This window comes from Fontisubflavum oceani (genome assembly GCF_030407165.1).
Lineage (GTDB): Bacteria > Pseudomonadota > Alphaproteobacteria > Rhodobacterales > Rhodobacteraceae > Rhodophyticola > Rhodophyticola oceani.
Genome location: NZ_CP129111.1, coordinates 294431 through 314813, shown reverse-complemented (window position 1 = coordinate 314813; position 20383 = coordinate 294431). Strand labels below are relative to the sequence as shown.

Genomic DNA, 20383 nt, shown 5'->3' with positions numbered 1-20383 from the left:
CCCTTGCTCTTCTCCCCCAGGGGCCATACTCCGGCGTCAGACCAACTAGGGAGTACCTGACCCCATGAAACACTTGCTTGCTGCCGCCGCGATCTCCGCCGCGTTTATCACCCCCGCGATCGCGCAGGATGTGCCCGATCTTGAGGGCCGCGAAGTGGTGATTGTGACCGAAAACGCCTATCCGCCGCTGCAATTTGTCGATCCCGCCTCGGGCGAGGCCATTGGCTGGGAGTATGACGCGATGGAGATCATCGCCGAGCGCCTGAACATCAATGTCGTCTACGAAAACATCAGCTGGGATGCGATGATCCCGGCTGTGTCGGATGCGCAATATGATCTGGGGATGACCGGGATCACGATCCGCGAAGACCGCGCCGAATTGGTGGACTTCTCCGAGAGCTATATGGTCAGCCAGATGCGGATGCTGGTCCGCGCCGATGAAGAGCGGTTTGATACCGCCGCAGGGTTTGCCGCCGATGAAGACCTGCTTCTTGGCACGCAAGCGGGCATCACGCCCTTCTATGTCGGCGTCTATGATGTGCTCGACGGCAACGAGGCCAACCCCCGGATCGTGCTTCTGGAAACCATCCCGGCGGCGGTTCAGGCGCTCTTGAGCGACGACGTGGATATGGTCCTGAGCGATAGCGCGGGGGGCGAGGCTTATGTGAACGCCAATCCCGACCGCCTGAAGATGGTCGGCGAGCCGCTTGGGACCGAAGAGTTCGGGTTCATCTTCCCCAAAGGTTCGGATCTGGTGGAGCCCTTCAACGCCGCCATCGCGTCGATGCGGGCCGATGGGACGCTGGATATGCTCGACTAGCGTTGGTTCGTCGAATACAGCCTCGGCGAGTAAGCCTGATACGATGATGCACCCCTTTGCTCTGGCCCCAACGGGCCGGGGCCCGTTCCCCTCATGATCCCGTCCAGCCCGCCCGAGCGGGAATTTCCCTGGTGGCTTCTCGCTGTCATCGGTCTTGGTGCTTATGCGCTTTGGCAGGTCCTGACCGATGACATCTATTCCCAGGTGCTCAGCACGCTCCGCCAGGGTATCTTGATCACGATCTTTGTCACTCTGATCGGGTTCGCGCTTGCCGCCTCGATGGGCATGCTCTTGGCGCTGGCCAGCCTGTCGCGCAGCGTGATCCTCCGCCAAATGGCGCGGTTCTATGTCGAGATCATCCGCGGCGTGCCGATCATTGTGCTATTGCTCTATGTCGCCTTTGTTTTCGCCCCCGCCCTGGTGGCATTTTACAATTGGCTGGCCGAGGCTGTCGGTGCCGAGACGATCCGAACCCGTGACTTTCCGCTCCTGTGGCGGGCGATCATCGCGCTGGCCATTGGCTATTCGGCCTTCATCGCCGAGGTGTTCCGCGCCGGGTTGCAATCGGTCGAACGGGGGCAGATCGAGGCCGCCGAGGCGCTTGGTATGGGCCGCTGGCTCCGCTTCCGCTTTATCATCTTCCCGCAGGCGATCCGCACGATCCTACCGCCCTTGGGCAACGATTTTGTGGCCATGGTGAAAGACTCGAGCCTGGTCTCGGTCCTCGGCGTGCTCGACATCACCCAACTGGGTAAGGTCACGGCGGCCAGCAATTTCCGGTATTTCGAGACCTATAACGTGGTGGCGCTGATTTATCTGTCGATGACGATTACGCTCTCAATCCTGCTGCGGCGGTTGGAGCAGCGCATGCGACTGGGGCAAGATCGCGGGACTTGAGGCGGATTTGTGCTAGGTTTCCCCTACGGCACCATGATGACGGAGGAGGAGGACAGCATGATACGTTCAGTGTTTTTTGCCGCCGCTTTGCTGGCAGCGGCGCCGGTTTTTGCCCAGGGCACACCTGCACCAGAGGGTGCGGCGGTTCATTTTGTCGGGCTTGAAGACGGCGATACGGTAACGAGCCCCGTCACACTCTATTTCGGATTGAGTGGGATGGGCGTGGCGCCCGCCGGCACCGAAGCTGAGAATACCGGGCATCACCATCTGCTGCTGAACCGCGCGCCTTTTGGCGACGGGGAGTTCGGCGCGGAGGAACTGGTGCTGGGCATACCGAACGATGATAATCACTACCATTTCGGCGGTGGGCAGACCCAGTTCACTTTGGATTTGCCGCCTGGCGAGCATACGCTTCAGCTTGTCCTAGGCGATGCGGGCCATGTGCCCCATGACCCGCCGATCGTCAGCGACGTGATCACGATCACCGTGGAGTAAGGCGGGCTGAACCGGCTTCCAGCGGCCTATTCTGAGCGGATGGAGAAACGGCCGGTACGCCCGGCCTCACGATCCGGAGAATATGGTCGCCGGAGCATCAAATCTCTTTCGACCGGCGCGGCGGCGTCCTATCTGTTGGCCAAAGGAGATCTTGATGACCAACCCGCTTCTGTCCAACTGGGATACACCGTTCCAACTTCCGCCTTTCGACGCGATCACCGATGCGGATTTCGCGCCGGCGCTTGACGCCGCGCTTGAGGAGGGCCGCGCGGCCTATCAGGCGATTGCGGAGACCCCCGAAGCGCCGACCTTTGCCAACACGATCGAGGCGATGGAACTGGCCGATGAAACGCTCGACCGGGTGGCGGGGGTCTTCTTTAACCTCGCAGGGTCCGACGCGACCCCGATGCGCGAGGCGTTGCAGCGGGACTATGCGCCGAAATTCTCGGCCTATGCGTCGGAGATCACCAATAACCGCGCGCTTTGGCAGCGGATCAAGACCCTCTGGGAGCAGCGGGACCGTCTCGATCTGACGCCGGAACAGGCCCGCGTGCTGATGCTCACCCATCGCAGTTTTGTGCGCGCGGGGGCGGCGCTGGAAGGCGCGGCGGCGGATCGGCTGACCGAGGTGAAAAGCCGTCTCGCGGTGCTCGGCACCAGCTTCATGCAGAACCTTCTGGCCGATGAGCGGGAGTGGTTCATGGAGCTGGAAGAGGCCGACCTCGAAGGCCTGCCCGACTTTGCCATCGACGCGGCGCGGGCGGCGGGTGAGGAAAAGGGCGTCGACGGCCCGGTCGTGACGCTCTCGCGTTCGATCATCGTGCCGTTTTTGCAGTTCTCCCCGCGTCGCGATTTGCGCGAGACCGCCTATAAGGCCTGGGCCGCGCGCGGGGCCAATGGTGGCGAGACCGACAATCTGGGGATCGCGGCGGAGACGTTGGCCTTGCGGGAAGAGCGTGCCGGGTTGCTGGGCTATGACAGTTTCGCGGCGTTCAAGCTGGAAACCGAAATGGCCAAAACGCCAGATGCGGTGCGCGACCTGCTGATGCAGGTCTGGGAGCCGGCAAAGGCACAGGCCGATGCGGATGCCGAGACGCTCACCCAGATGATGCGCGACGAAGGGGTGAATGGCGATCTAGAGCCGTGGGATTGGCGTTATTATGCGGAGAAACGGCGCAAGGCCGAGCATGATCTCGATGAGGCGGCGCTGAAACCCTATCTGCAGCTCGATGCGATGATCGAGGCGTCTTTCGACTGCGCCAATCGCCTGTTTGGGCTGGAGTTTGCGCCGCTGGATGTGACGCTCTACCACCCGGATGCGCGCGCTTGGGAGGTGACGCGGAATGGCGCGCATATCGCGGTGTTCATCGGCGATTACTTCGCGCGTGGCTCAAAGCGCTCCGGCGCCTGGTGTTCCGCGATGCGGAGCCAGAAGAAACTCGGCGGCGACACGCGGCCCATCGTCGTCAATGTCTGCAACTTCGCCAAGGGTGACCCGGCGCTGCTCTCCTATGATGACGCCCGGACGCTGTTCCATGAGTTCGGCCACGCGCTGCATCAGATGCTCTCGGATGTGACCTATGGCTCGATTTCCGGCACCTCGGTCGCCCGCGATTTCGTCGAACTGCCGAGCCAACTTTATGAGCATTGGCTGGAAGTGCCCGAAGTATTGGAGAAACACGCCCGCCACGCTGAAACTGGCGCAGCGATGCCGAAAGACCTGCTCGACCGGCTTTTGGCGGCGCAGACCTATGATATGGGGTTCCAGACCGTCGAATATGTCGCCTCGGCCCTGGTCGATTTGGATTTCCATGATGGCAAGACCCCCGCAGACCCGATGGCGGCGCAGGCTGAGACGCTGGGCCGGATCGGCATGCCGCACGCGATTGGGATGCGCCATGCGACGCCGCATTTCGCCCATGTCTTCGCGGGCGACGGCTATTCCTCAGGCTATTACAGCTACATGTGGTCCGAGGTCATGGATGCCGACGCGTTTGAGGCCTTTGAAGAGGCGGGCGGCGCGTTTGACGCCGAGATGGCGCGGAAGCTGGAGACGTTTATCCTCTCGGCTGGCGGCAGCCAGGAAGCGGATGCTCTTTACACCGCCTTCCGGGGGCGGATGCCGGGGGTCGAGGCGCTGTTGAAAGGCCGGGGCTTGGATCAGGTCGCCTGACCCGGGCCCCCGGCGTCAGACGAAGCCTTTCTCGATCAGGTCGCCCGCAGACGCGACCACGGCGTCACGGGCCGGGCGCGGTTGCCAGCCCAGAACCCGCTCGGCCTTGGCCGCGCTGCTCCGGCGGCGGCGGCCAAGTTCCGGCAAAATCTGCCGTGCCGATGGCATCGCAATCGCCATCAACCGCATCAGCCAGCTTGGCATATCCCACTTCGGGACCTTCCGTGCATGATCGGGATAGGTGGCGCGGATCGTCTCGCCCATCTCGCGCAGCATCATATACTCCGCGCTGACCAAGAACCGTTCACCTGCCGCTTTGGGATGCTCCATCGCCAGCAGATGCGCCTTGGCCACATCCCGGACATCGACAACACCAAACCCGAAATCCGGATAGGCGGGGAACATCCCCGTCATCAACCCATTGACGATTTGCAGAGAGGTGGAATCGTCCTTGCCCACCATCGGTCCCAGAACCAGGGCGGGGTTGATGACGCTCAACTCCATCCCTGCGCCTTCGGTTTCGATGAAGTCCCAGGCCGCCCGCTCGGCAATGGTTTTGGAGAGCGAATAGGCGGTGTGGTCCTTTACCAACTCGCTTGGCGACCAAAGGGTTTCATCAACCACCTCCGGCAGATCATCGCCATGCCCATACCCGATTGCTGCGACCGAAGAGGTCAGCACCACCCGTTTGACGCCCGCCGCCTTGGCAAAACGCAGCGCCCGCAACGCGCCGTCGCGTGCCGGGATAATCAAGTCATCGGGGTTGTCCGGGGTGCCCATCGGAAAGGGGGAGGCGACGTGCTGAACAAAGGTCACGCCCTCCATCGCCTCGGGCCAGCCATCGTCTGAGGTCAGATCAACCGCCGCGAAGCTCAGATTGTCGATCTTGTCGGTCACCTGGGCCAAGGTCTCGCGCGCATGATCGGCCTTAGAGGGACCGCATCGTGCCACGCACCCGGTAGCCTGTCTCCAGGAGTTGTAAGATCACATGTTGGCCAATGAACCCGGTAGCTCCAGTGACAAGAACAAGGGGGTTGGCGGCAGTCTCGGTCATGGCAACGGTCCTTTCGGGCTTGCGTCGGCGGGAGGCTTCTGACATTTTTGGCAGAAATTGTCAGGCGAGTTCTGACAAAAATAACAAAAACTGTCAAGAGCGTTTAGAAGCGATGTTAGACGACAAGCCTGAGCACCTGATCCACGCGGCGATGGAAGCGTTCCTGCTCTATGGCTTCAAGCGCACCTCGATGGAAGATATCGCGCAGCAGGCGGGCGTGTCGCGCGCGGCGCTGTATCTGCATTTCAAGAACAAACGCGATGTGTTCCGCTCGGCGGCGGCGATGATGTTTGCCGAGGCCGTCACCCGGTTTGAGGCCGCGCTGGTCCCTGGCGGCCCGGTCGACGAGACCTTGCTGCATGCGTTTCACGAAAAGAGTGGGCCGTTGATGGAGCAGGTTTTCAGCTCACCCCATGGGGCCGAGTTGATGGGGACGGGGCTGGAAGTGGCCCATGATATTGGCTGCGACGCGGATGGCCGCTTTGTCGCCGCGATGGCCCGGTATTTTGGCGAGGTGCAATCGGCGGACGACCCGGCAATCGCGCCCGACGCATTGGCCGATATGGTCTTGCGGGCGCTTTATGCGATGAAGCAGGAGGTGAGCTCGCCCGAGCATTATGAGACACGGCTGAAGCTCTTGGCGAAATCCATCGCGGCCCTGCTCTCGGCGGATTAGTCGAAGACCTCGCCCGGCTCGACACCCCAAAGCGCACTGATCGGGACCCAACCGCGGTGGCCGCCGGTGCTCATCTGACACCATGCGCCATTGCATTCCTCAAGTCGGCCGATGACCCCCAACTCCGCCTGCGCCCGAACGGGAGACTCAAGATCGGGGCGTTGATGCATCTCCAACATATCAACCTCGACAATCGCGGTGCGCACGCCGGAGAGCAGTGAATAGTGCATCCAGCCACCTGCGCCATCGCGGTCCACGACCCGGCGCCAATGGCCATGCTCGGCGACAATCATCATCGGCATATTGCGGCGTTGAAACACCCAATCGATCCGATGGCTGCGCGACGGGCCGCGCCGTGCATTGCCCTCGGAGGCTTTCATCGAGACATAACGGGGTAAGGGAAAGCCGGTCACGGGCCCCTCACGCGGGGCCATGGTCGCGATCACTTCCCGTATCTCGGGCATCTCGGGCCGTGGCGTCGGCTCAGCGTCCTGCGCCAATGCCAGACCCGCCGACGCACAGGTCAGCGCAAAAACAGCCGATAGAAATCTGGTCCACATGCGTGGGTGTGCCTGTCTGTTGTCCCGACCGCTGTTCAGCGCGGTTTCCACTGCTCATTTGTCGCGGTTCTGTGGCGACATCTTGCGCCCCCGCTTTGGATCAGAGAGTGTCACGACAGGCGCAGAAATGCCAGTGAGGGGATTGCCGGGATGCCAGGTCAGAAGCTGAGTGTTGTCGTTACGCGACGGTTGCCGGAAGCCGTTGAGACGCGGATGAGCGAGCTTTTCGATGTCGAGTTGCGCACCGAGGTCGGCCCAATGGACAAATCAGAGCTGGTCGCGGCCATGGCGCGGGCGGATGTTTTGGTGCCCTGCATCACCGATCAGATCGACGCGGGCATGTTGGGCCAAGCCGGTGACCGGTTGAAATTAATCGCAAATTACGGCGCTGGCGTGGATCATATCGATGTTTCCACAGCCCGACAGCGGGGGATTTTGGTCTCGAACACACCCGGCGTGATGACCGATGACACCGCCGATATGACCATGGCGCTGATCCTGGCCGTGACCCGGCGCATTCCCGAAGGGTTGGCCGTGATGCAGGCGGGCCGGTGGGAGGGCTGGGCGCCGACCGCCTATATGGGCGGGCGGATCGGCGGGAAACGGCTGGGCATCCTGGGCATGGGCCGGATCGGCCAAGCGGTGGCGCGGCGTGCGGCGGCCTTTGGCATGCAGGTGCATTACCACAACCGTCGCCGGGTGCATGAGGATATCGAAGCCGAGTTGGAGGCGACCTATTGGGAGAGCCTCGATCAAATGTTGGCGCGGGTCGATGTGCTGTCGATCAACTGTCCGCACACGCCGTCGACCTTCCATCTTATGAATGCGCGGCGGTTGAAACTGATGAAGCCTTCGGCGGTGATCGTGAACACCTCGCGGGGCGAAGTGATCGACGAAAACGCGCTGACCCGGATGCTGCGGGCGGGCGAGATTGCGGGGGCGGGGCTGGACGTCTTCGAGCGCGGCCATGACGTGAACCCACGGCTCCGCGAGTTGGAGAATGTGGTGTTGTTGCCGCATATGGGCTCGGCCACGTTGGAAGGCCGCGTCGAGATGGGTGAGAAAGTCATCATTAATATCAAGACGTTCGACGATGGACACCGGCCACCGGACCTGGTGGTGCCGTCGATGTTGTGAGCGGTGTTGGGGCGTCGAAGGATGGCTCTGCGCCCAAATTTGCGTCCACACTGCATTGTATCCGATGTCCGCTCCAGAGTAATCCAAAAGAGATTTATCAAATGATTGATGTCGATCAAGTTCGCGCTGACACTCCTGGTATCAACCATTTAACGCACCTTTTGGCTTGTGGCTCTGCACTCATGCCAGAGAGCGTTTTGAACGCTGTTGTCGCTCATACCCAGCTTGAGGCGCAAATCGGCGGCTACGAGGCCCAAGCGCGCCAATTCGATCTTTTGGATGGGGTTTATCGTTCAGTGGCGAGACATGTAGGGGCCGATACGCGCGAGATCGCCGTGATGGAGAACGCCACAGTCGCTTGGTGCCATGCATTTTATGCCCTTCCACTACAGCCGGGTTCGCGAATTCTTACCTGTGAAGCGGAATATGCGGCCAACTATGTTGCGTTTCTCCAAAGAGCCAAGCGCGATGATCTGAAGATCGAAATTGTTCCCTCTGATGAAAGCGGAGCGCTTGACCTTGCTGCATTGGAGAAGACGATGGCCGACGATGTTGGTCTGGTCGCAATAACATGGGTCCCGACAAATGGTGGCTTAATGAACCCAGCCGCGGAAGTCGGGCGTATCGCAAAGAAGCACGGCGTTCCCTACCTGTTGGACGCGTGCCAGGCAGTGGGACAGATGCGGATCGACGTGGTGGAGCTTGGATGCGATTTTCTATCAGCAACTGGCCGGAAGTACCTTCGTGGACCGCGTGGGACAGGTTTTCTCTATGTGCAAGAAAAGTGGTTGGACACGTTGGAACCGGCGATGATCGACCATTTTGGTGCACCTTGGGTGGAACGCGATCGGTACGAACTGCGCGAAGATGCGCGGCGATTTGAAACCTGGGAAAACTCCTACGCCCTGCGGGCAGGGCTCGGGGCAGCGATAGACTATGCCGATCGCATTGGGATCGATCATATCCAAAATCGCGTAGGTCTGCTTGCCGATGCGGCGAGAAAGGCTCTCTCAGATATACCCTCTGTGGAAGTGCGAGATTTGGGGCAAGCGCCCTGCGGGATAGTCAGTTTCTCGATTGAAGGCAAAGACGCACGGTCCCTCGTCAAGCAAATGGCAGCGTCGGGTTATGCGATTGGGGCGTCGGCTCCCTCAAGTACGCGGATCGACGCGGAGCGCCGTAACCTGCCCACACTTCTGCGTATCGCTCCCCACTACTACAACACGGAAGATGAGGTGCGCGGCGCGGTAGAATGTTTAGCATCGCATATTCAGTGAACTCGCATCGGTGTTCTACTCAGAGCGGAGGTTCAATCGAATTTGGCGACTGGCAGCTTTGTCCTGCAAAGCCGAAATCGATGCCAACGACCCTCTTGCCACTTCGCATGGCCCGGCTAGGGTGACGCCATGGGCAAGCTCAGCGCAGATCACCTTATCCTTGGACAGAGCGGCTTGGCCCGCGCGCTTTATGACACGGTCGCCGATCTGCCCATTATCAGCCCCCATGGCCATTGCGACCCGGAATGGTTCGCCACCAATGCGCCGTTTTCCGACCCCGCCCATCTTCTGATCGTGCCGGATCATTATGTGCTGCGCATGTTGGTGAGCCAGGGGGTGCGGCTGGAGGATATGGGCGTGGCGCGGCTGGATGGCGGCCCTGTGGAGACCGACCCAAGGATGATTTGGGCGCGGTTTGCAGAGCACTATCATCTTTTCGCGGGCACACCGACCCGGGCGTGGCTGGATTACACATTCGAGACCCTGTTTGGCCTTGAGGAGCCGCTGAACACCGCGACAGCGACGGTGTATTACGACCGGATCGCCGCCTGTTTGGCCGAGGACGCGTTCCGACCTCGGGCCCTGTTCGACCGGTTCAAGATCGAGGTTTTGGCCACGACCGAGGGCACGCTTGATCCGCTCACCCATCATAAGGCGATTGCCGAGAGCGGTTGGCCCGGCCGGGTGATCACGACCTATCGGCCCGATCAGGTGACGGACCCGGATTATGAAGGCTTCGCAGGCGCGCTCGATCAGTTGGCGGAGATCACGGGCGGCGAGACCGACAGTTGGGCCGGGTATCTGGAGGCGCACCGGCTGCGCCGGGCCTATTTCCGGGATCACGGAGCAACCGCAACCGACCATGGGCACCCGACGGCGGAAACGGCGGATTTGAGCCAGGCCGATGCGGCGGCGCTTTATGATCGGCTGCGCGCTGGGCGCGCCGAGGCGGGAGATGCGGCGTTATTCCGGGCACAGATGCTAACCGAAATGGCGAAGATGAGCGCCGAGGATGGGATGGTGATGCAGATCCATCCGGGCAGCTATCGCAATCATAATGCAAGTGTTTTCAAAGCATTCGGGCGCGACAAAGGCTTCGATATCCCGACCCGGACCGATTATGTCCATGCACTCCGGCCGTTGTTGAATGCGGTCGGGATGCATCCGAATTTCACGTTGATCCTCTTCACGTTGGACGAGGCGGCCTATACCCGCGAGCTGGCCCCATGGCCGGGGCCTATCCCTGCCTGCGGCTTGGGCCGGCCTGGTGGTTCCATGACAGCGCCGAGGGGATGCGGCGGTTCCGCGAGATGACCACAGAGACAGCCGGGTTCTATAACACGGTGGGCTTCAACGATGATACCCGCGCCTTTCCCTCGATCCCGGCCCGACACGATATGGCGCGGCGGGTGGATTGCGCCTATCTCGCGCGGCTGGTCGCGGATGGGCGGTTGCGCGAAGCGGAGGCGTTTGAGCTGGCGGGTGTTCTGACGGTGGATCTGCCAAGCAAGGCCTATCGGCTATGAAGTTGACGCCGGACGCGCTGACCCGCGCAAGGAACATCCAGCGGCCCGCATATGATCGCGCTCATGTCACGCCGGGGATTGTGCATCTGGGTCTGGGCAATTTTCACCGCGCACATCAGGCTGTCTATGTGGATGAATGTCTTGCGGCGACGCCCGATTGGGGCATTCGCGGCGTCTCCCTCCGCCGGCCCGATATGCGGGATGCGCTGGCCCCGCAAAGCGGGCTCTATACCCTGGCGGTGCGCGATGGGGCGGGGACCGCGGCGCGGGTGATCGGGTCGGTTTTGGAGGTTGTGGTCGCGGGAGAGGGTATCGGGCCTGTCCTGGCGGCGATGACGGACCCGGCGACGCGGATTGTCAGCCTGACCGTGACGGAGAAAGGCTACTGCCGCGATGGGGCGGGCGACTTGGGCCAAGCCCATCCGGCGGTTGCGGCAGATTTGGCGACGCCTGAGCGGCCGGGGTCTGTCCCGGGTTTGCTGGTTGAAGCGCTGCGGGCGCGCCGGGCGGCGGGCGCCCCGCCTTTCACCGTGCTGAGTTGCGATAACCTTCCCGAAAATGGCGCAGCGCTGGCGCGGGTCGTCCTGCAATTCGCGGCGTTGCGGGACACGGAACTGGCGGAGTGGATCACGGCGGAGGTGGCGTTCCCCTCCAGCATGGTGGATCGGATCGTGCCCGCCACGACCGAGGCAGATCGCGCCGAGATTGCGGCGCTAACCGGTCTTGAGGATGCTTGGCCCGTGGTCACCGAGCCCTTCTGTCAATGGGTCGTGGAGGATCGGTTCCCGGCTGGCCGACCGGATTTGGCGGCGGCTGGCGTGCAGTTCGTCTCCGACGTGGCACCGTATGAGCATATGAAGCTGCGCATGTTGAACGGCGCGCATTCGACGCTCGCCTATCTGGGTCAACTCCGGGGCCATGAGACTGTCGCGGACGTGATGGGCGATGCAGAACTGGCTGAGCTTGTGGCAGATGTCATGACCCAGTCCGCGGGCACGCTGTCTTTGCCGCAAGACGAGCTGTCGGCCTATGCAACCCGCTTGCAGGACCGGTTCCGCAACCCGGCGCTACATCACATGACCGCGCAGATCGCGATGGATGGCAGTCAGAAACTGCCGCAACGGCTCTTGGCGCCGATTGCCGAGGCGCATGCGGCGGGACGGCCTTGGGATGCGTTGGCCACGGGTGTCGCTGGTTGGCTGCGCTATCTGGAGCGGTTCGCGCCGGAAGACCCGATGGCCGATGAACTGCGGCTGGCCGCCGCAAAAGGGCCTGACGCGGTGCTCGATCTGCGCGCGGTCTTTGGCGATCTGAGCGACGCCCACTGGTTCCGCGAGGGGGTTTTGGCGCGGCTCCCGGCCTAGGCTGCCCCGCGACCGATGGCGCAATGTCGTTTTTATGCGGGATTGCGTCGGGCGGGCGAGGCTTGCGAGCGCGGGCTCTGGCATGGAAGATCAGGCCCGAAGATCTGCCCGGAGTGAACGTGATGAAAACCCAAGTGAAAGCCCTTGTTGTTGGCGGCGGTGCGGTGGGCACCTCGATTGCCTATCATCTCGCGCGGGCGGGTTGGGACGATGTGATGCTCCTGGAGCGGGACGAGTTGACCTCGGGCTCCACCTGGCATGCGGCGGGGCTGCTGCCACTCTTCAATATGAGCTACGCGACAACCCATATCCACGATTACAGCGTGAAGTTTTACAAAACGCTGGAGGAAGAGACGGGCCTGAATGCGGGCTTCGCGGTCGTCGGCAACTTGCGGATGGCACAGACGCAAGAGCGGATGGATGAGTATATGCTCTACGCGTCGACCGCAGAGACCGTCGGGGTTCCTTATGAATGGTTGACGCCGGACGAGATCAAAGCCCGCTGGCCGCTCATTCGCACGGACGATCTGAAAGGCGCGCTTTATCACAACACCGACGGCTACATTAACCCGGCGGATGTGACCCAAGCGATGGCCAAAGGCGCGCGGCAGCGTGGCGTGATGATCGAACGGAAATGGCAGGCGGATGGGTTCCATTGGACCGGCGCGGCCTGGGAAGTCACCTGCACCAAAATGGTGGAGAAAGGTGGCAATCTGGTCGCCTCCGACGAGCAGATCGTGATCACCGCCGAACATGTGGTGACCGCCTCCGGCAACCATGCACAGCGCACGGCCCAAATGCTTGGCATCAAAATCCCGGCGATCCCGGTCGAGCATCAGTTCATCGTTATGGATCAGGACCCTACGTTGCAGGAATGGCGCAAGGACAACCCCGAGCACCCGGTGATCCGTGATGCCGATGCGCAATCCTACGTGCGTGAGGAGCGTGGCGGCTGGATTTTGGGGGTCTATGAGAAAAACGCGCCCGCGCGGTTTGAATATGGGGTGCCGGACAGTTTCCGCGCCGATCTCTTCCCGCTCGATCTGGAGCGGATCGAAGCGCAGTATATGGCGATGATCCACCGCATCCCGTCTTGCGAGGAGAGCGGTCTGAAAGACGATTTCAACGGCCCGATTTGCTACACGCCTGACGGCAACCCGCTGGTCGGCCCGGCCCCGGGGCTACACAATATGTGGCTGGCCGAGGGCTTCAGCTTCGGTATCACCGCGGCGGGCGGCACCGGCTATTACCTGGCGCAGATGATGGTCGAGGGCGAAGCCGAGATCGACATGGCCTCGCTCGATCCCAAGCGCTACGGCCCTTGGATGACCACCGAATATGCCGCGCGTAAGAATGAAGAATGTTACGACCATGTCTACATTCTCCACCATCCCGATGAGGAGCGGCCCGCCTGCCGCCCGTTGCGGACCTCGCCCGCCTATGATCGTCAGAAAGCCCATGGTGCGCAGTTCGGGCAGGTGAATGGCTGGGAACGGCCGAATTATTTCGGGCCCGTGGACGCGCCGGAGAGCTTCGATCATGACAGCCGGTCGTTCCGGCGTGGCGGCTGGTGGGATTATGCGAAATCCGAGGCGGAGGCGATCCGCAACGGCGTCGGCCTGATCGATGCGACCGCCTTCACCAAGCACCGGATCAGCGGGCCGGGCGCGACGGCATTCCTGGACTGGTTCACCACCAATAGCCTGCCCAAGGTGGGGCGGATCAACCTGACCTATGCGCTGACTGGCGCAGGTACGACACGGACGGAATACACGATCGTTCGGACCGGCGAGGAGGATTACTATCTTGTCTCCGCCGGGGCCTGGCATGCCTATGATCAGGATTATCTCTACAAAGCGATTATGGAGAAAGAGGCCGAGTTTGGCCGCATCAATGAGCAGGATGTAACGACCCAATGGGGCGTCTTTGCGATAGCGGGCCCGAAATCGCGCGATGTGTTGAAAACCCTTGTCAGGGACGCCGATCCGGAAACCGCTTTGAGCAACAAGCGGTTCCCCTGGCTCTCGTGCCGCGAGATCGAGTTGGGCATGTGTCCGGTGCGCGCCATCCGGGTCGCCTATACCGGCGAGTTGGGCTGGGAGTTGCACCACCCGATCGAGATGCAGACTTACCTGTTCGATCAATTGATGGCGGCAGGTGAGCCGCATGGGTTGAAACTGGTCGGCGCGCGGGCGCAGAACTGGCTCCGGCAGGAGAAAAGCTACCGGGCGTTTGGCACCGAGCTGGGCCGGGATGCGACGCCGCTGGAGGCCGGGCTTAACCGGTTTGTGGACCTCTCGAAGGAGTTCCATGGCAAGGCGGCGATGGAGGCGCTTGGCATCCGCTCAAAATGTGTGACGCTCCTGATTGACGGGCCCTCAGATGCCGATCCCTGGGGTCGGGAGGCGCTCTATGATGGCGAGACGAAGGTCGGGCGCTTGACCTCGGGCGGCTATTCCGTGGCATTCGGAAAATCCATCGGTATGGGGTATGTGCGGCCCGATTTGGCGGTGACGGGGCAGAAGCTGAAGGTCAAAATGCTGAACCAGCTTTGGGAGGCCGAAATCGTCGAAGACAGCCCTTATGACCCGACAAATGCGGTGATCCGCGTCACGGGCTGAGATCGTGACGCGGAAAACGCGGCGTGGGGATCAGCCGACCGCGAACGCCTGATAGATCAAACCGTTACCATAATCGGTTTGGTCCGAAAGCGTGAGCCGGGGCCGTCGGACCAGCCCGTCGAAAAGCGGCGTCCCACCGCCAAGCAGGATGGGCGCGCGTTTCAGACGCAATTGGTCGATGTGGCCCATATTCATCAGCTGCGCCGCCAAATGGCCGCCGCCGCAGAGATAGATCGGCCCATCGCTGGCTTGTCTCAGCTCACGGAGCGCGCTGTCGGTCAGGTCGCGCCACTGCGTGACCGAGGCCCCGTCGGGCAGGCTCAGCCCGGTTGAGACAACAACGCTCTCTGCCCAAGGATAGGGGTTGTCGCCCGGGGCCAAGCCATAGTCATAGCCGAACTCATAGGTCGCCCGACCCATCAGGACCGTTTTGTAGCTTTGCAGCCGCGCGAGGTAATCGCTCAACACATCGCCCTCGCTTGGGAAGGCCGAAATGTCGGCATTTGGGCCCGCAATGAACCCGTCGGCGGAAACCGCCACGTCGTAAATAATGGGATGCATGGAATGCTCCGTTTGATCGAGAAAGCCTGTGACCCAATCCGGGTCGGGTGTCGGTTTTAGGCTGTCTTGATCACTGGCAGAGCACTCCTGTTGAGCTGTCGATCCTAGCAGGTCGTCCCCGGAAGCGGCAAGCCCCGGCTATTCCGCCGCCTGGGCGATACCGCTGACCAACTCATCGAAACAGGCCAGCGCCTTGGCCGAATACATCAGCGACGGGCCGCCGCCCATCTGCACCGCCATTGATAGGACGTCGGCGATCTCCTCACGTGTTGCACCTTCGTTCACCAAGGCTTCGACATGGAACCCGATACAAGGCTCGCAGCGGTCGGCGACGGCAATCCCCAAAGCGACGAATTCCTTGGTCTTCAAATCCAACGCACCGGGTGCCTTCACCGCCTTCGACAGCGCGCCAAAGCCTTTCAGCATGTCCGGCGCGGCCCCCGAGAGCGCCCGCAGGTTTTGCCGCATCTCGGTGTTTTTCTCGGTCCAACTCATTCTCTGTCCCCTTTTTGGTGTTTGGCCAGGGTTTAGGGACGGCGAGGTAAGGCCGCCTTGATCCGGGTCAAATCTTTCGTTCGACGCAGAGCATGAGATTGTTGGCCGGCAGTTTCACCGTTTCAAAAAGATGTAGCCCGTTTCGGGTCAGCGCTTCGGCCACGTCGATGACATCCTTGTAGCCAATCGCCGGGTCCTGCGCGCGCAAGCTGGCATGGAAAGTGGCATCGCCCTCCGAGGTCGCTTCGCCGTCGCGGAGGAACGGCCCATAGAGCGCCGCAACACCGCCGGGGGCGAGGGCCTTGGCAATCTCGGAAAGCAGGGTCGCGGTGTCGGCATCCGAGATCAGATGGATCAGATTGACCAAGACGATCATGTCTTTTGGTCCGTGGCTTTCAGACCAGCCGTGCGCGCAAGCATTCAGATCGATCGGTGGCAGCAGGTTCGGCGCGGGGTGTTCCGCGCGCCAAGCGGCGATTGAGGCGCGGCGGTCCGGATCTGGGTCACTCGGTTGCCAAGTGAGGCCTGGCATGGCGGGCGCATAGGCAATGATGTGTTCGCCGGTGCCCGAGGCGATTTCCAGCGCGTTCCCCTCCGGCGGCGCGATCCGCGTCAGCACCGACAGGATCGCCTCGCGATTGCGAAGCGCAGCGGGCGCGGAGAGGGCACCGGACGGAAGGTCTGGCGCGACTGTCATGTGAACCGCTCCGGGCTCAGCCCTGCAACGATCTCGGGCGGCAGGTCGGAGGCGCGACCGGCCATCCCATCCGCGACAAGCCGCGCGGCCGCCGGCGCGGTCTGAAACCCATAGCCGCCTTGCCCCGCGACCCAGATGAAATCGGGCTTGTCCGGGGCAGGGCCGAGGACCAGGCAACGATCGGGCGAAAAGGTGCGCAAACCCGCCCAGGTGGAGGTGATCCGTGTGACCTCCTCGGTGACGAAGGGCTGATAGCGGGCGATGCCCTCGGCCAAAACCAGGTCGTCGGCCCAGGCATCATGTGGCTCTGCCGGGTCTTCCTCGGCGGGCGAAACCAGCCAGGCGCCGGCATCGGGTTTGGCATACCAGCTTTCGCCCGCCCCGATCAGCATCGGCCAGCCGCTCACATCATGACCGCCCGGCGCCGGCATCCGCGCCATTGACCGGCGGAGCGGTTTCAGGCCCAGAGGATGCACGCCCGCCAGCGCCGCCACATGATCGGCCCAGGCCCCGGCGGCATTCACGACGATCCGCGCTTCAAAGCCGTCGGTGCCTGCCGAGACATGCCAGAGGCCGGGATTATGCGTGATCTCGGTCACGCGCGCGCCGCTCTGGACCGTGCCGCCATTGGCTTTGATCTCGCGAACATAGTCCTGCACCAACCGGTCAGTGTCGAGATCCCAAGCGGCGTCGTGATAGGCGGCCATGGCCACGTGATACGGATCAAGGATTGGGATCAGCCCGCGCGCCTCGTCGAGGCCGATCTCATCAAGGTGGAGCGTGGCGACGTCTTGGGCGAAGGTGTCGGCCTCAGTCGCGCTGCCCACAAACATCAACCCGCGTGGCGAAAGCACGCCGCCATTAGCGGTCATATGATGGTCTTTGGAGGCTTTGTTCAGCTCGATGGTGACAGGGTGGCCGTAATGCGTTTCAAAGAGCGCGGCCGAGCGGCCCGACGCGTGATAGGCAAGCGCGTCTTCGGCTTCAAGCAGCAGGACCGAGCCGAGTTTGCTCAGCTCCGCGCCTGTCGAAACACCCGCAATACCGCCGCCGATGATCAGGAAATCATAAGTCATGACAAAGTGGTGGCATGTGCGCCGAGGGGGAGCAAGAGGGGGATGCGCCCCGATCCCTTCGAGGCCGAATTGAGCGTCACCTGCCGCGGCCCCAAAGGCGCGACACGATGTGCTTTTGCCACATCGCGATAGGTTCTCTTGCCCTGGTCGTTTGCCGCTTGAACTGGCCTGCCCGGCGCCTATTTTGCCGGGGTTCATCGCTCAACCGATAGGAGCACAAGATGTTGGAGATTGTAGGCGCGTAGCGACCCGCGTGAGACCGCGGTGTTGCGCTTTCGAAACGGCTTGGGGCTGCTCCCAAGGCCGTGTTTTTATGTTCCTACAAAAGAGACTTCACATGAACACTGACGACATGACGATGCATGACGCATTGACCCTTCTGCACAAGGGACCGACCGGCAAGGTCCCGGCGATGACACGTTTTCCTTAGAGATACTCAGGCGGCTGCCAGATCGGCCACCAACCTGCTCCATCGCGGATTTGGGATGTGGTACAGGCATTGCCAGCTTTCTGCTCACCGATCATTTTCGGCAGCCGGTCTTATGCGTGGATACGTCCGAGGCGTTTCTGAGCGCTTTGGCCGAAGAGGCCGCACGTCGCGAGATGACCCATCTCATCACCCCGCTTTGCATGGATATGGGCACGCTTGACCCGGACCTCTATCAGTTCGACCTGCTGTGGTCCGAAGGGGCGGCCTATAACCTGACCTTCGACGGGGCGATGCGCCGCTGGCGGCCGCTGATGGCGGAGGACGGTATTGCCGTCGTCTCAGAGATGAGCTGGTTCGGGCCAGACCGTCCGCAGGAGGTTCTGGACTATTGGGGCGAAGCCTACCCCGAAATGGCCAGTGAGGCGGCCAATATCGCCACGGCGAAACGGCATGGGTTTGACCTCTTGTTCACCGAGCGCCTGCCTGCGCAGGCATGGTGGGCGACCTACTATGATCCGCTTCTCAAGCAGCTTGAGGTCCATGCCGGTTCTGCTTCGAAGATGATGCAAGAGGCGATCTCGGACACGCGACGAGAGATCGACCTCTTCCGGCAATACGCGGCCTATTACGGATACAGCTTCTATGTGTTGAAGGCCGTCTGACCTGATCGCGAGGGGTTGCTGTGAACAAGCCGCAAAAACAAGAAAGGCCCGCATATATCGCGGGCCTTTCGACTGTCTGACGATCGGCGGATCAGTTCGGGATCTCGCCGGTGATGCCTTCGATATAGAAATCCATCCCCGCCAGCGTGCCATCATCGGCCACTTCGCCCTCGGCCAGCCATGCGGTGCCGTCTTGCCGGTTCAGCGGGCCGGTGAAGGGGTGATAGCTGCCATCGGCGATGCTGTCGGCGAGCGCTTGAGCCGACGCGCGGACCTCTTCTGGGATGTAGTCGGAGAACTCACCCAGCTCCACCATGCCGGGCGCGATGCCGTCCCAGGTATCGACGCTTTCCCAGGTGCCATCCATCACGGCCTGGGTCCGGTCGATGTAATAGGGCGCCCAGTTGTCGATGATCGAGGCGACGCGCGGGAAGGGGGCGAATTGCTCCATATCCGAGGCTTGGCCAAAGGCCACAACTTCGGCCTCTGCGGCCACGGTCATGGGCGCGGTGGAGTCGGTGTGCTGCATGATCACATCCGCACCTTGATCGACCAGCGCCTGGGCCGCGTCGGCCTCTTGCGCCGGGTCAAACCAGGTATAGACCCAAACCACACGGAACTCGACATCTGGGTTCACTGCGCGGGCATGATGATAGGCTGCGTTGATACCCCGGATCACTTCGGGGATCGGGTAAGACGCGATATAACCCACCACATTGCTCTCGGTCATATGACCCGCGATATGGCCGATCACGGCGCGGCCTTCATAGAAACGTGCCGAATAGGTCGACACGTTCGGATGATCGCGGCGATACCCGGTGGCATGTTCAAAGCGCACATCGGGGAAACGCTCGGCCACGGCGTTGGTCGCATCCATATAGCCAAACGACGTGGTGAAGATCAGGTCGGCGCCACTCAGAACCATCTGCGTCATCACCCGTTCCGCATCCGCGCCTTCCGGCACGTTCTCGACATAGGAGGTTTCGACGGCGTCGCCGAAATGCTCTTCGACGGCGAGGCGTGACTGATCATGCTCATAGGTCCAGCCCAGATCGCCGATCGAGCCGACATAGACAAAGCCGACCTGCAGCGGGTCGTCTTGGGCCATGGCCGGTGCTGCCAAGCCCAGGGCCAGCGCAGCGCTGGCTAGGGTTTTGAGGGTTGCGTTCATTCCAGTGTCTCCTTGTTGGACGTTTTTTCTGTGTCAGATGGGGTGCTCTCATCAACCTCGTATTTGTCCGCTTCTAATAGGGCGGTTGTGATGATGGCGGCTGGCCCGGCGACAATGCCGAGCCCGATAAAGAGGACCAGCGTGGTGAAGAGGCGCCCGCCAAGCGTGATCGGCACCAGATCGCCGTATCCCACCGTGGTGAGCGAGGCGACCGCCCACCAAAGCGACATCGGGATCGAGGAAAACGCCTCGGGCTGGACCGGGTGTTCGAAGACATAGATGCCCACCGCTGAGACATAGAGCATCATGCCCGCCAGAACGCCAAACACGGTCAACTCGCCTTTGACGGCCTGAAAGGCGCGGGCCATCCGATCTAGGGCGCGCGAGGTGCGGAAGAGCTTCAACAAACGGATCAGCCGCAGCAGCCGCAGCACCCGAACAGCAGTCCATTGCGGTTGCAGAAGCGCCAAGAGCGGCAGGATCGCCAGAAGGTCGATCAGCCCCCAGAAGCTGAAAACATAGCGCAGCGGGCGGGGCGCGCAGATCACGCGGGTTCCGTACTCCAATGCGAAAATCACCAAAACCACGATCTCGAATATGCCAAGTAAGCGATGCGCCTGATCCGAAAGCGTCGGCATGGTCTCGACTGCGATGGCGATGGCCGAGAGCAGGATCAACCCGTTGAGCGCCA

General features: G+C 61.9%; 18 protein-coding genes and 2 pseudogenes. 11 read left to right on the top strand and 9 right to left on the bottom strand.

Annotated features, from left to right (window positions below; all coding sequences use genetic code 11):
* Positions 1-64 precede the first annotated feature (64 nt).
* The 4 genes from QTA57_RS01600 (at position 65) to QTA57_RS01585 (ending at position 4385) form a co-directional block, all read left to right on the top strand.
* Entirely contained in the window at positions 65-820 is a 756-nt protein-coding gene (locus QTA57_RS01600) for a transporter substrate-binding domain-containing protein (protein WP_290153279.1), read from the top strand.
* A 93-nt stretch (positions 821-913) separates the two neighbouring features.
* The gene (locus tag QTA57_RS01595) at positions 914-1717 is read left to right on the top strand and encodes an amino acid ABC transporter permease (RefSeq protein WP_145211906.1); all 804 of its coding nucleotides are present in this window, start codon (positions 914-916) and stop codon (positions 1715-1717) included.
* Between the two features lie 57 nt (positions 1718-1774).
* Entirely contained in the window at positions 1775-2212 is a 438-nt protein-coding gene (locus QTA57_RS01590) for a DUF4399 domain-containing protein (protein WP_145211903.1), read from the top strand.
* A 154-nt stretch (positions 2213-2366) separates the two neighbouring features.
* Positions 2367-4385: a M3 family metallopeptidase gene (locus tag QTA57_RS01585; RefSeq protein WP_290153278.1), complete on the top strand. Its 2019-nt coding sequence runs from the start codon at positions 2367-2369 to the stop codon at positions 4383-4385.
* 15 nt (positions 4386-4400) lie between these two features.
* On the opposite strand, the gene QTA57_RS01580 is transcribed toward QTA57_RS01585, so the two are convergent.
* Positions 4401-5282: an NAD-dependent epimerase/dehydratase family protein gene (locus QTA57_RS01580; protein ID WP_290155000.1), complete on the bottom strand. Its 882-nt coding sequence runs from the start codon at positions 5280-5282 to the stop codon at positions 4401-4403.
* A gap of 31 nt (positions 5283-5313) precedes the next feature.
* Positions 5314-5439 (bottom strand): GDP-mannose 4,6-dehydratase, encoded by a 126-nt coding sequence (locus tag QTA57_RS01575; RefSeq protein WP_290153277.1) that lies wholly within the window; start codon positions 5437-5439, stop codon positions 5314-5316.
* A 112-nt stretch (positions 5440-5551) separates the two neighbouring features.
* On the opposite strand from QTA57_RS01575, the gene QTA57_RS01570 reads away from it, so the two are divergent.
* Positions 5552-6115, top strand: a complete 564-nt coding sequence (locus tag QTA57_RS01570; RefSeq protein WP_290153276.1) for a TetR/AcrR family transcriptional regulator — start codon at positions 5552-5554, stop codon at positions 6113-6115.
* Here the strand turns inward: QTA57_RS01570 and QTA57_RS01565 are convergent.
* Positions 6112-6579: an SH3 domain-containing protein gene (locus QTA57_RS01565; RefSeq protein ID WP_290154998.1), complete on the bottom strand. Its 468-nt coding sequence runs from the start codon at positions 6577-6579 to the stop codon at positions 6112-6114. The two genes, QTA57_RS01570 and QTA57_RS01565, sit on opposite strands and share 4 nt — an antisense overlap.
* A 246-nt stretch (positions 6580-6825) precedes the next feature.
* Here QTA57_RS01565 and QTA57_RS01560 point away from each other — a divergent pair, with 246 nt between their 5' ends.
* The 5 genes and pseudogenes from QTA57_RS01560 to QTA57_RS01540 all read left to right on the top strand — a co-directional run bounded on the left by QTA57_RS01560 (position 6826) and on the right by QTA57_RS01540 (position 14600).
* Positions 6826-7812: a 2-hydroxyacid dehydrogenase gene (locus tag QTA57_RS01560; RefSeq protein WP_145211886.1), complete on the top strand. Its 987-nt coding sequence runs from the start codon at positions 6826-6828 to the stop codon at positions 7810-7812.
* Between the two features lie 101 nt (positions 7813-7913).
* Positions 7914-9089: an aminotransferase class V-fold PLP-dependent enzyme gene (locus QTA57_RS01555; protein ID WP_290153275.1), complete on the top strand. Its 1176-nt coding sequence runs from the start codon at positions 7914-7916 to the stop codon at positions 9087-9089.
* A gap of 129 nt (positions 9090-9218) precedes the next feature.
* Positions 9219-10615: pseudogene (gene uxaC, locus QTA57_RS01550) on the top strand (glucuronate isomerase).
* On the top strand, positions 10612-11979 hold the full coding sequence (locus QTA57_RS01545; RefSeq protein ID WP_290153274.1) for a mannitol dehydrogenase family protein: 1368 nt from the start codon (positions 10612-10614) through the stop codon (positions 11977-11979). The pseudogene uxaC and the gene QTA57_RS01545 overlap by 4 nt, the downstream one beginning before the upstream one ends.
* Before the next feature lie 122 nt (positions 11980-12101).
* Complete coding sequence (locus tag QTA57_RS01540) at positions 12102-14600, top strand: GcvT family protein (protein ID WP_290153273.1); 2499 nt, start codon at positions 12102-12104, stop codon at positions 14598-14600.
* Between the two features lie 30 nt (positions 14601-14630).
* Here the strand turns inward: QTA57_RS01540 and QTA57_RS01535 are convergent, their stop codons facing one another.
* From QTA57_RS01535 to QTA57_RS01520, 4 genes are all read right to left on the bottom strand, one after another.
* On the bottom strand, positions 14631-15161 hold the full coding sequence (locus QTA57_RS01535; RefSeq protein WP_290153272.1) for a dihydrofolate reductase family protein: 531 nt from the start codon (positions 15159-15161) through the stop codon (positions 14631-14633).
* A gap of 138 nt (positions 15162-15299) precedes the next feature.
* Complete coding sequence (locus QTA57_RS01530; RefSeq protein WP_171557586.1) at positions 15300-15656, bottom strand: carboxymuconolactone decarboxylase family protein; 357 nt, start codon at positions 15654-15656, stop codon at positions 15300-15302.
* A 67-nt stretch (positions 15657-15723) separates the two neighbouring features.
* The gene (locus QTA57_RS01525; protein ID WP_290153271.1) at positions 15724-16353 is read right to left on the bottom strand and encodes a DUF938 domain-containing protein; all 630 of its coding nucleotides are present in this window, start codon (positions 16351-16353) and stop codon (positions 15724-15726) included.
* Positions 16350-17429, bottom strand: a complete 1080-nt coding sequence (locus QTA57_RS01520) for an NAD(P)/FAD-dependent oxidoreductase (RefSeq protein WP_290153270.1) — start codon at positions 17427-17429, stop codon at positions 16350-16352. The genes QTA57_RS01525 and QTA57_RS01520 overlap by 4 nt, the downstream gene beginning before the upstream one ends.
* Before the next feature lie 480 nt (positions 17430-17909).
* Between QTA57_RS01520 and QTA57_RS01515 the strand changes: the two genes are divergently transcribed.
* Complete coding sequence (locus QTA57_RS01515) at positions 17910-18521, top strand: SAM-dependent methyltransferase (protein WP_290153269.1); 612 nt, start codon at positions 17910-17912, stop codon at positions 18519-18521.
* Between the two features lie 91 nt (positions 18522-18612).
* Here QTA57_RS01515 and QTA57_RS01510 read toward each other — a convergent pair whose 3' ends face one another.
* Together QTA57_RS01510 and QTA57_RS01505 are read right to left on the bottom strand one after the other, a co-directional pair.
* Entirely contained in the window at positions 18613-19692 is a 1080-nt protein-coding gene (locus QTA57_RS01510) for a BMP family ABC transporter substrate-binding protein (protein WP_290153268.1), read from the bottom strand.
* Positions 19689-20312 (bottom strand): annotated as a pseudogene (locus tag QTA57_RS01505) (potassium channel family protein); the annotation flags it as partial. The gene QTA57_RS01510 and the pseudogene QTA57_RS01505, both read right to left, overlap by 4 nt.
* Between the last annotated feature and the right edge of the window lie 71 nt (positions 20313-20383).

What these genes read in the sequence shown, in the direction of transcription:
- QTA57_RS01600 (WP_290153279.1), top strand. Translation starts at nt 65, where the DNA reads ATGAAACACTTGCTTGCTGCCGCCGCGATCTCCGCCGCGTTTATCACC.
- QTA57_RS01595 (WP_145211906.1), top strand. Translation starts at nt 914, where the DNA reads ATGATCCCGTCCAGCCCGCCCGAGCGGGAATTTCCCTGGTGGCTTCTC.
- QTA57_RS01590 (WP_145211903.1), top strand. Translation starts at nt 1,775, where the DNA reads ATGATACGTTCAGTGTTTTTTGCCGCCGCTTTGCTGGCAGCGGCGCCG.
- QTA57_RS01585 (WP_290153278.1), top strand. Translation starts at nt 2,367, where the DNA reads ATGACCAACCCGCTTCTGTCCAACTGGGATACACCGTTCCAACTTCCG.
- QTA57_RS01575 (WP_290153277.1), bottom strand. Translation starts at nt 5,439, where the DNA reads ATGACCGAGACTGCCGCCAACCCCCTTGTTCTTGTCACTGGAGCTACC.
- QTA57_RS01570 (WP_290153276.1), top strand. Translation starts at nt 5,552, where the DNA reads ATGTTAGACGACAAGCCTGAGCACCTGATCCACGCGGCGATGGAAGCG.
- QTA57_RS01565 (WP_290154998.1), bottom strand. Translation starts at nt 6,579, where the DNA reads ATGCCCGAGATACGGGAAGTGATCGCGACCATGGCCCCGCGTGAGGGG.
- QTA57_RS01560 (WP_145211886.1), top strand. Translation starts at nt 6,826, where the DNA reads ATGCCAGGTCAGAAGCTGAGTGTTGTCGTTACGCGACGGTTGCCGGAA.
- QTA57_RS01555 (WP_290153275.1), top strand. Translation starts at nt 7,914, where the DNA reads ATGATTGATGTCGATCAAGTTCGCGCTGACACTCCTGGTATCAACCAT.
- QTA57_RS01545 (WP_290153274.1), top strand. Translation starts at nt 10,612, where the DNA reads ATGAAGTTGACGCCGGACGCGCTGACCCGCGCAAGGAACATCCAGCGG.
- QTA57_RS01540 (WP_290153273.1), top strand. Translation starts at nt 12,102, where the DNA reads ATGAAAACCCAAGTGAAAGCCCTTGTTGTTGGCGGCGGTGCGGTGGGC.
- QTA57_RS01535 (WP_290153272.1), bottom strand. Translation starts at nt 15,161, where the DNA reads ATGCATCCCATTATTTACGACGTGGCGGTTTCCGCCGACGGGTTCATT.
- QTA57_RS01530 (WP_171557586.1), bottom strand. Translation starts at nt 15,656, where the DNA reads ATGAGTTGGACCGAGAAAAACACCGAGATGCGGCAAAACCTGCGGGCG.
- QTA57_RS01525 (WP_290153271.1), bottom strand. Translation starts at nt 16,353, where the DNA reads ATGACAGTCGCGCCAGACCTTCCGTCCGGTGCCCTCTCCGCGCCCGCT.
- QTA57_RS01520 (WP_290153270.1), bottom strand. Translation starts at nt 17,429, where the DNA reads ATGACTTATGATTTCCTGATCATCGGCGGCGGTATTGCGGGTGTTTCG.
- QTA57_RS01510 (WP_290153268.1), bottom strand. Translation starts at nt 19,692, where the DNA reads ATGAACGCAACCCTCAAAACCCTAGCCAGCGCTGCGCTGGCCCTGGGC.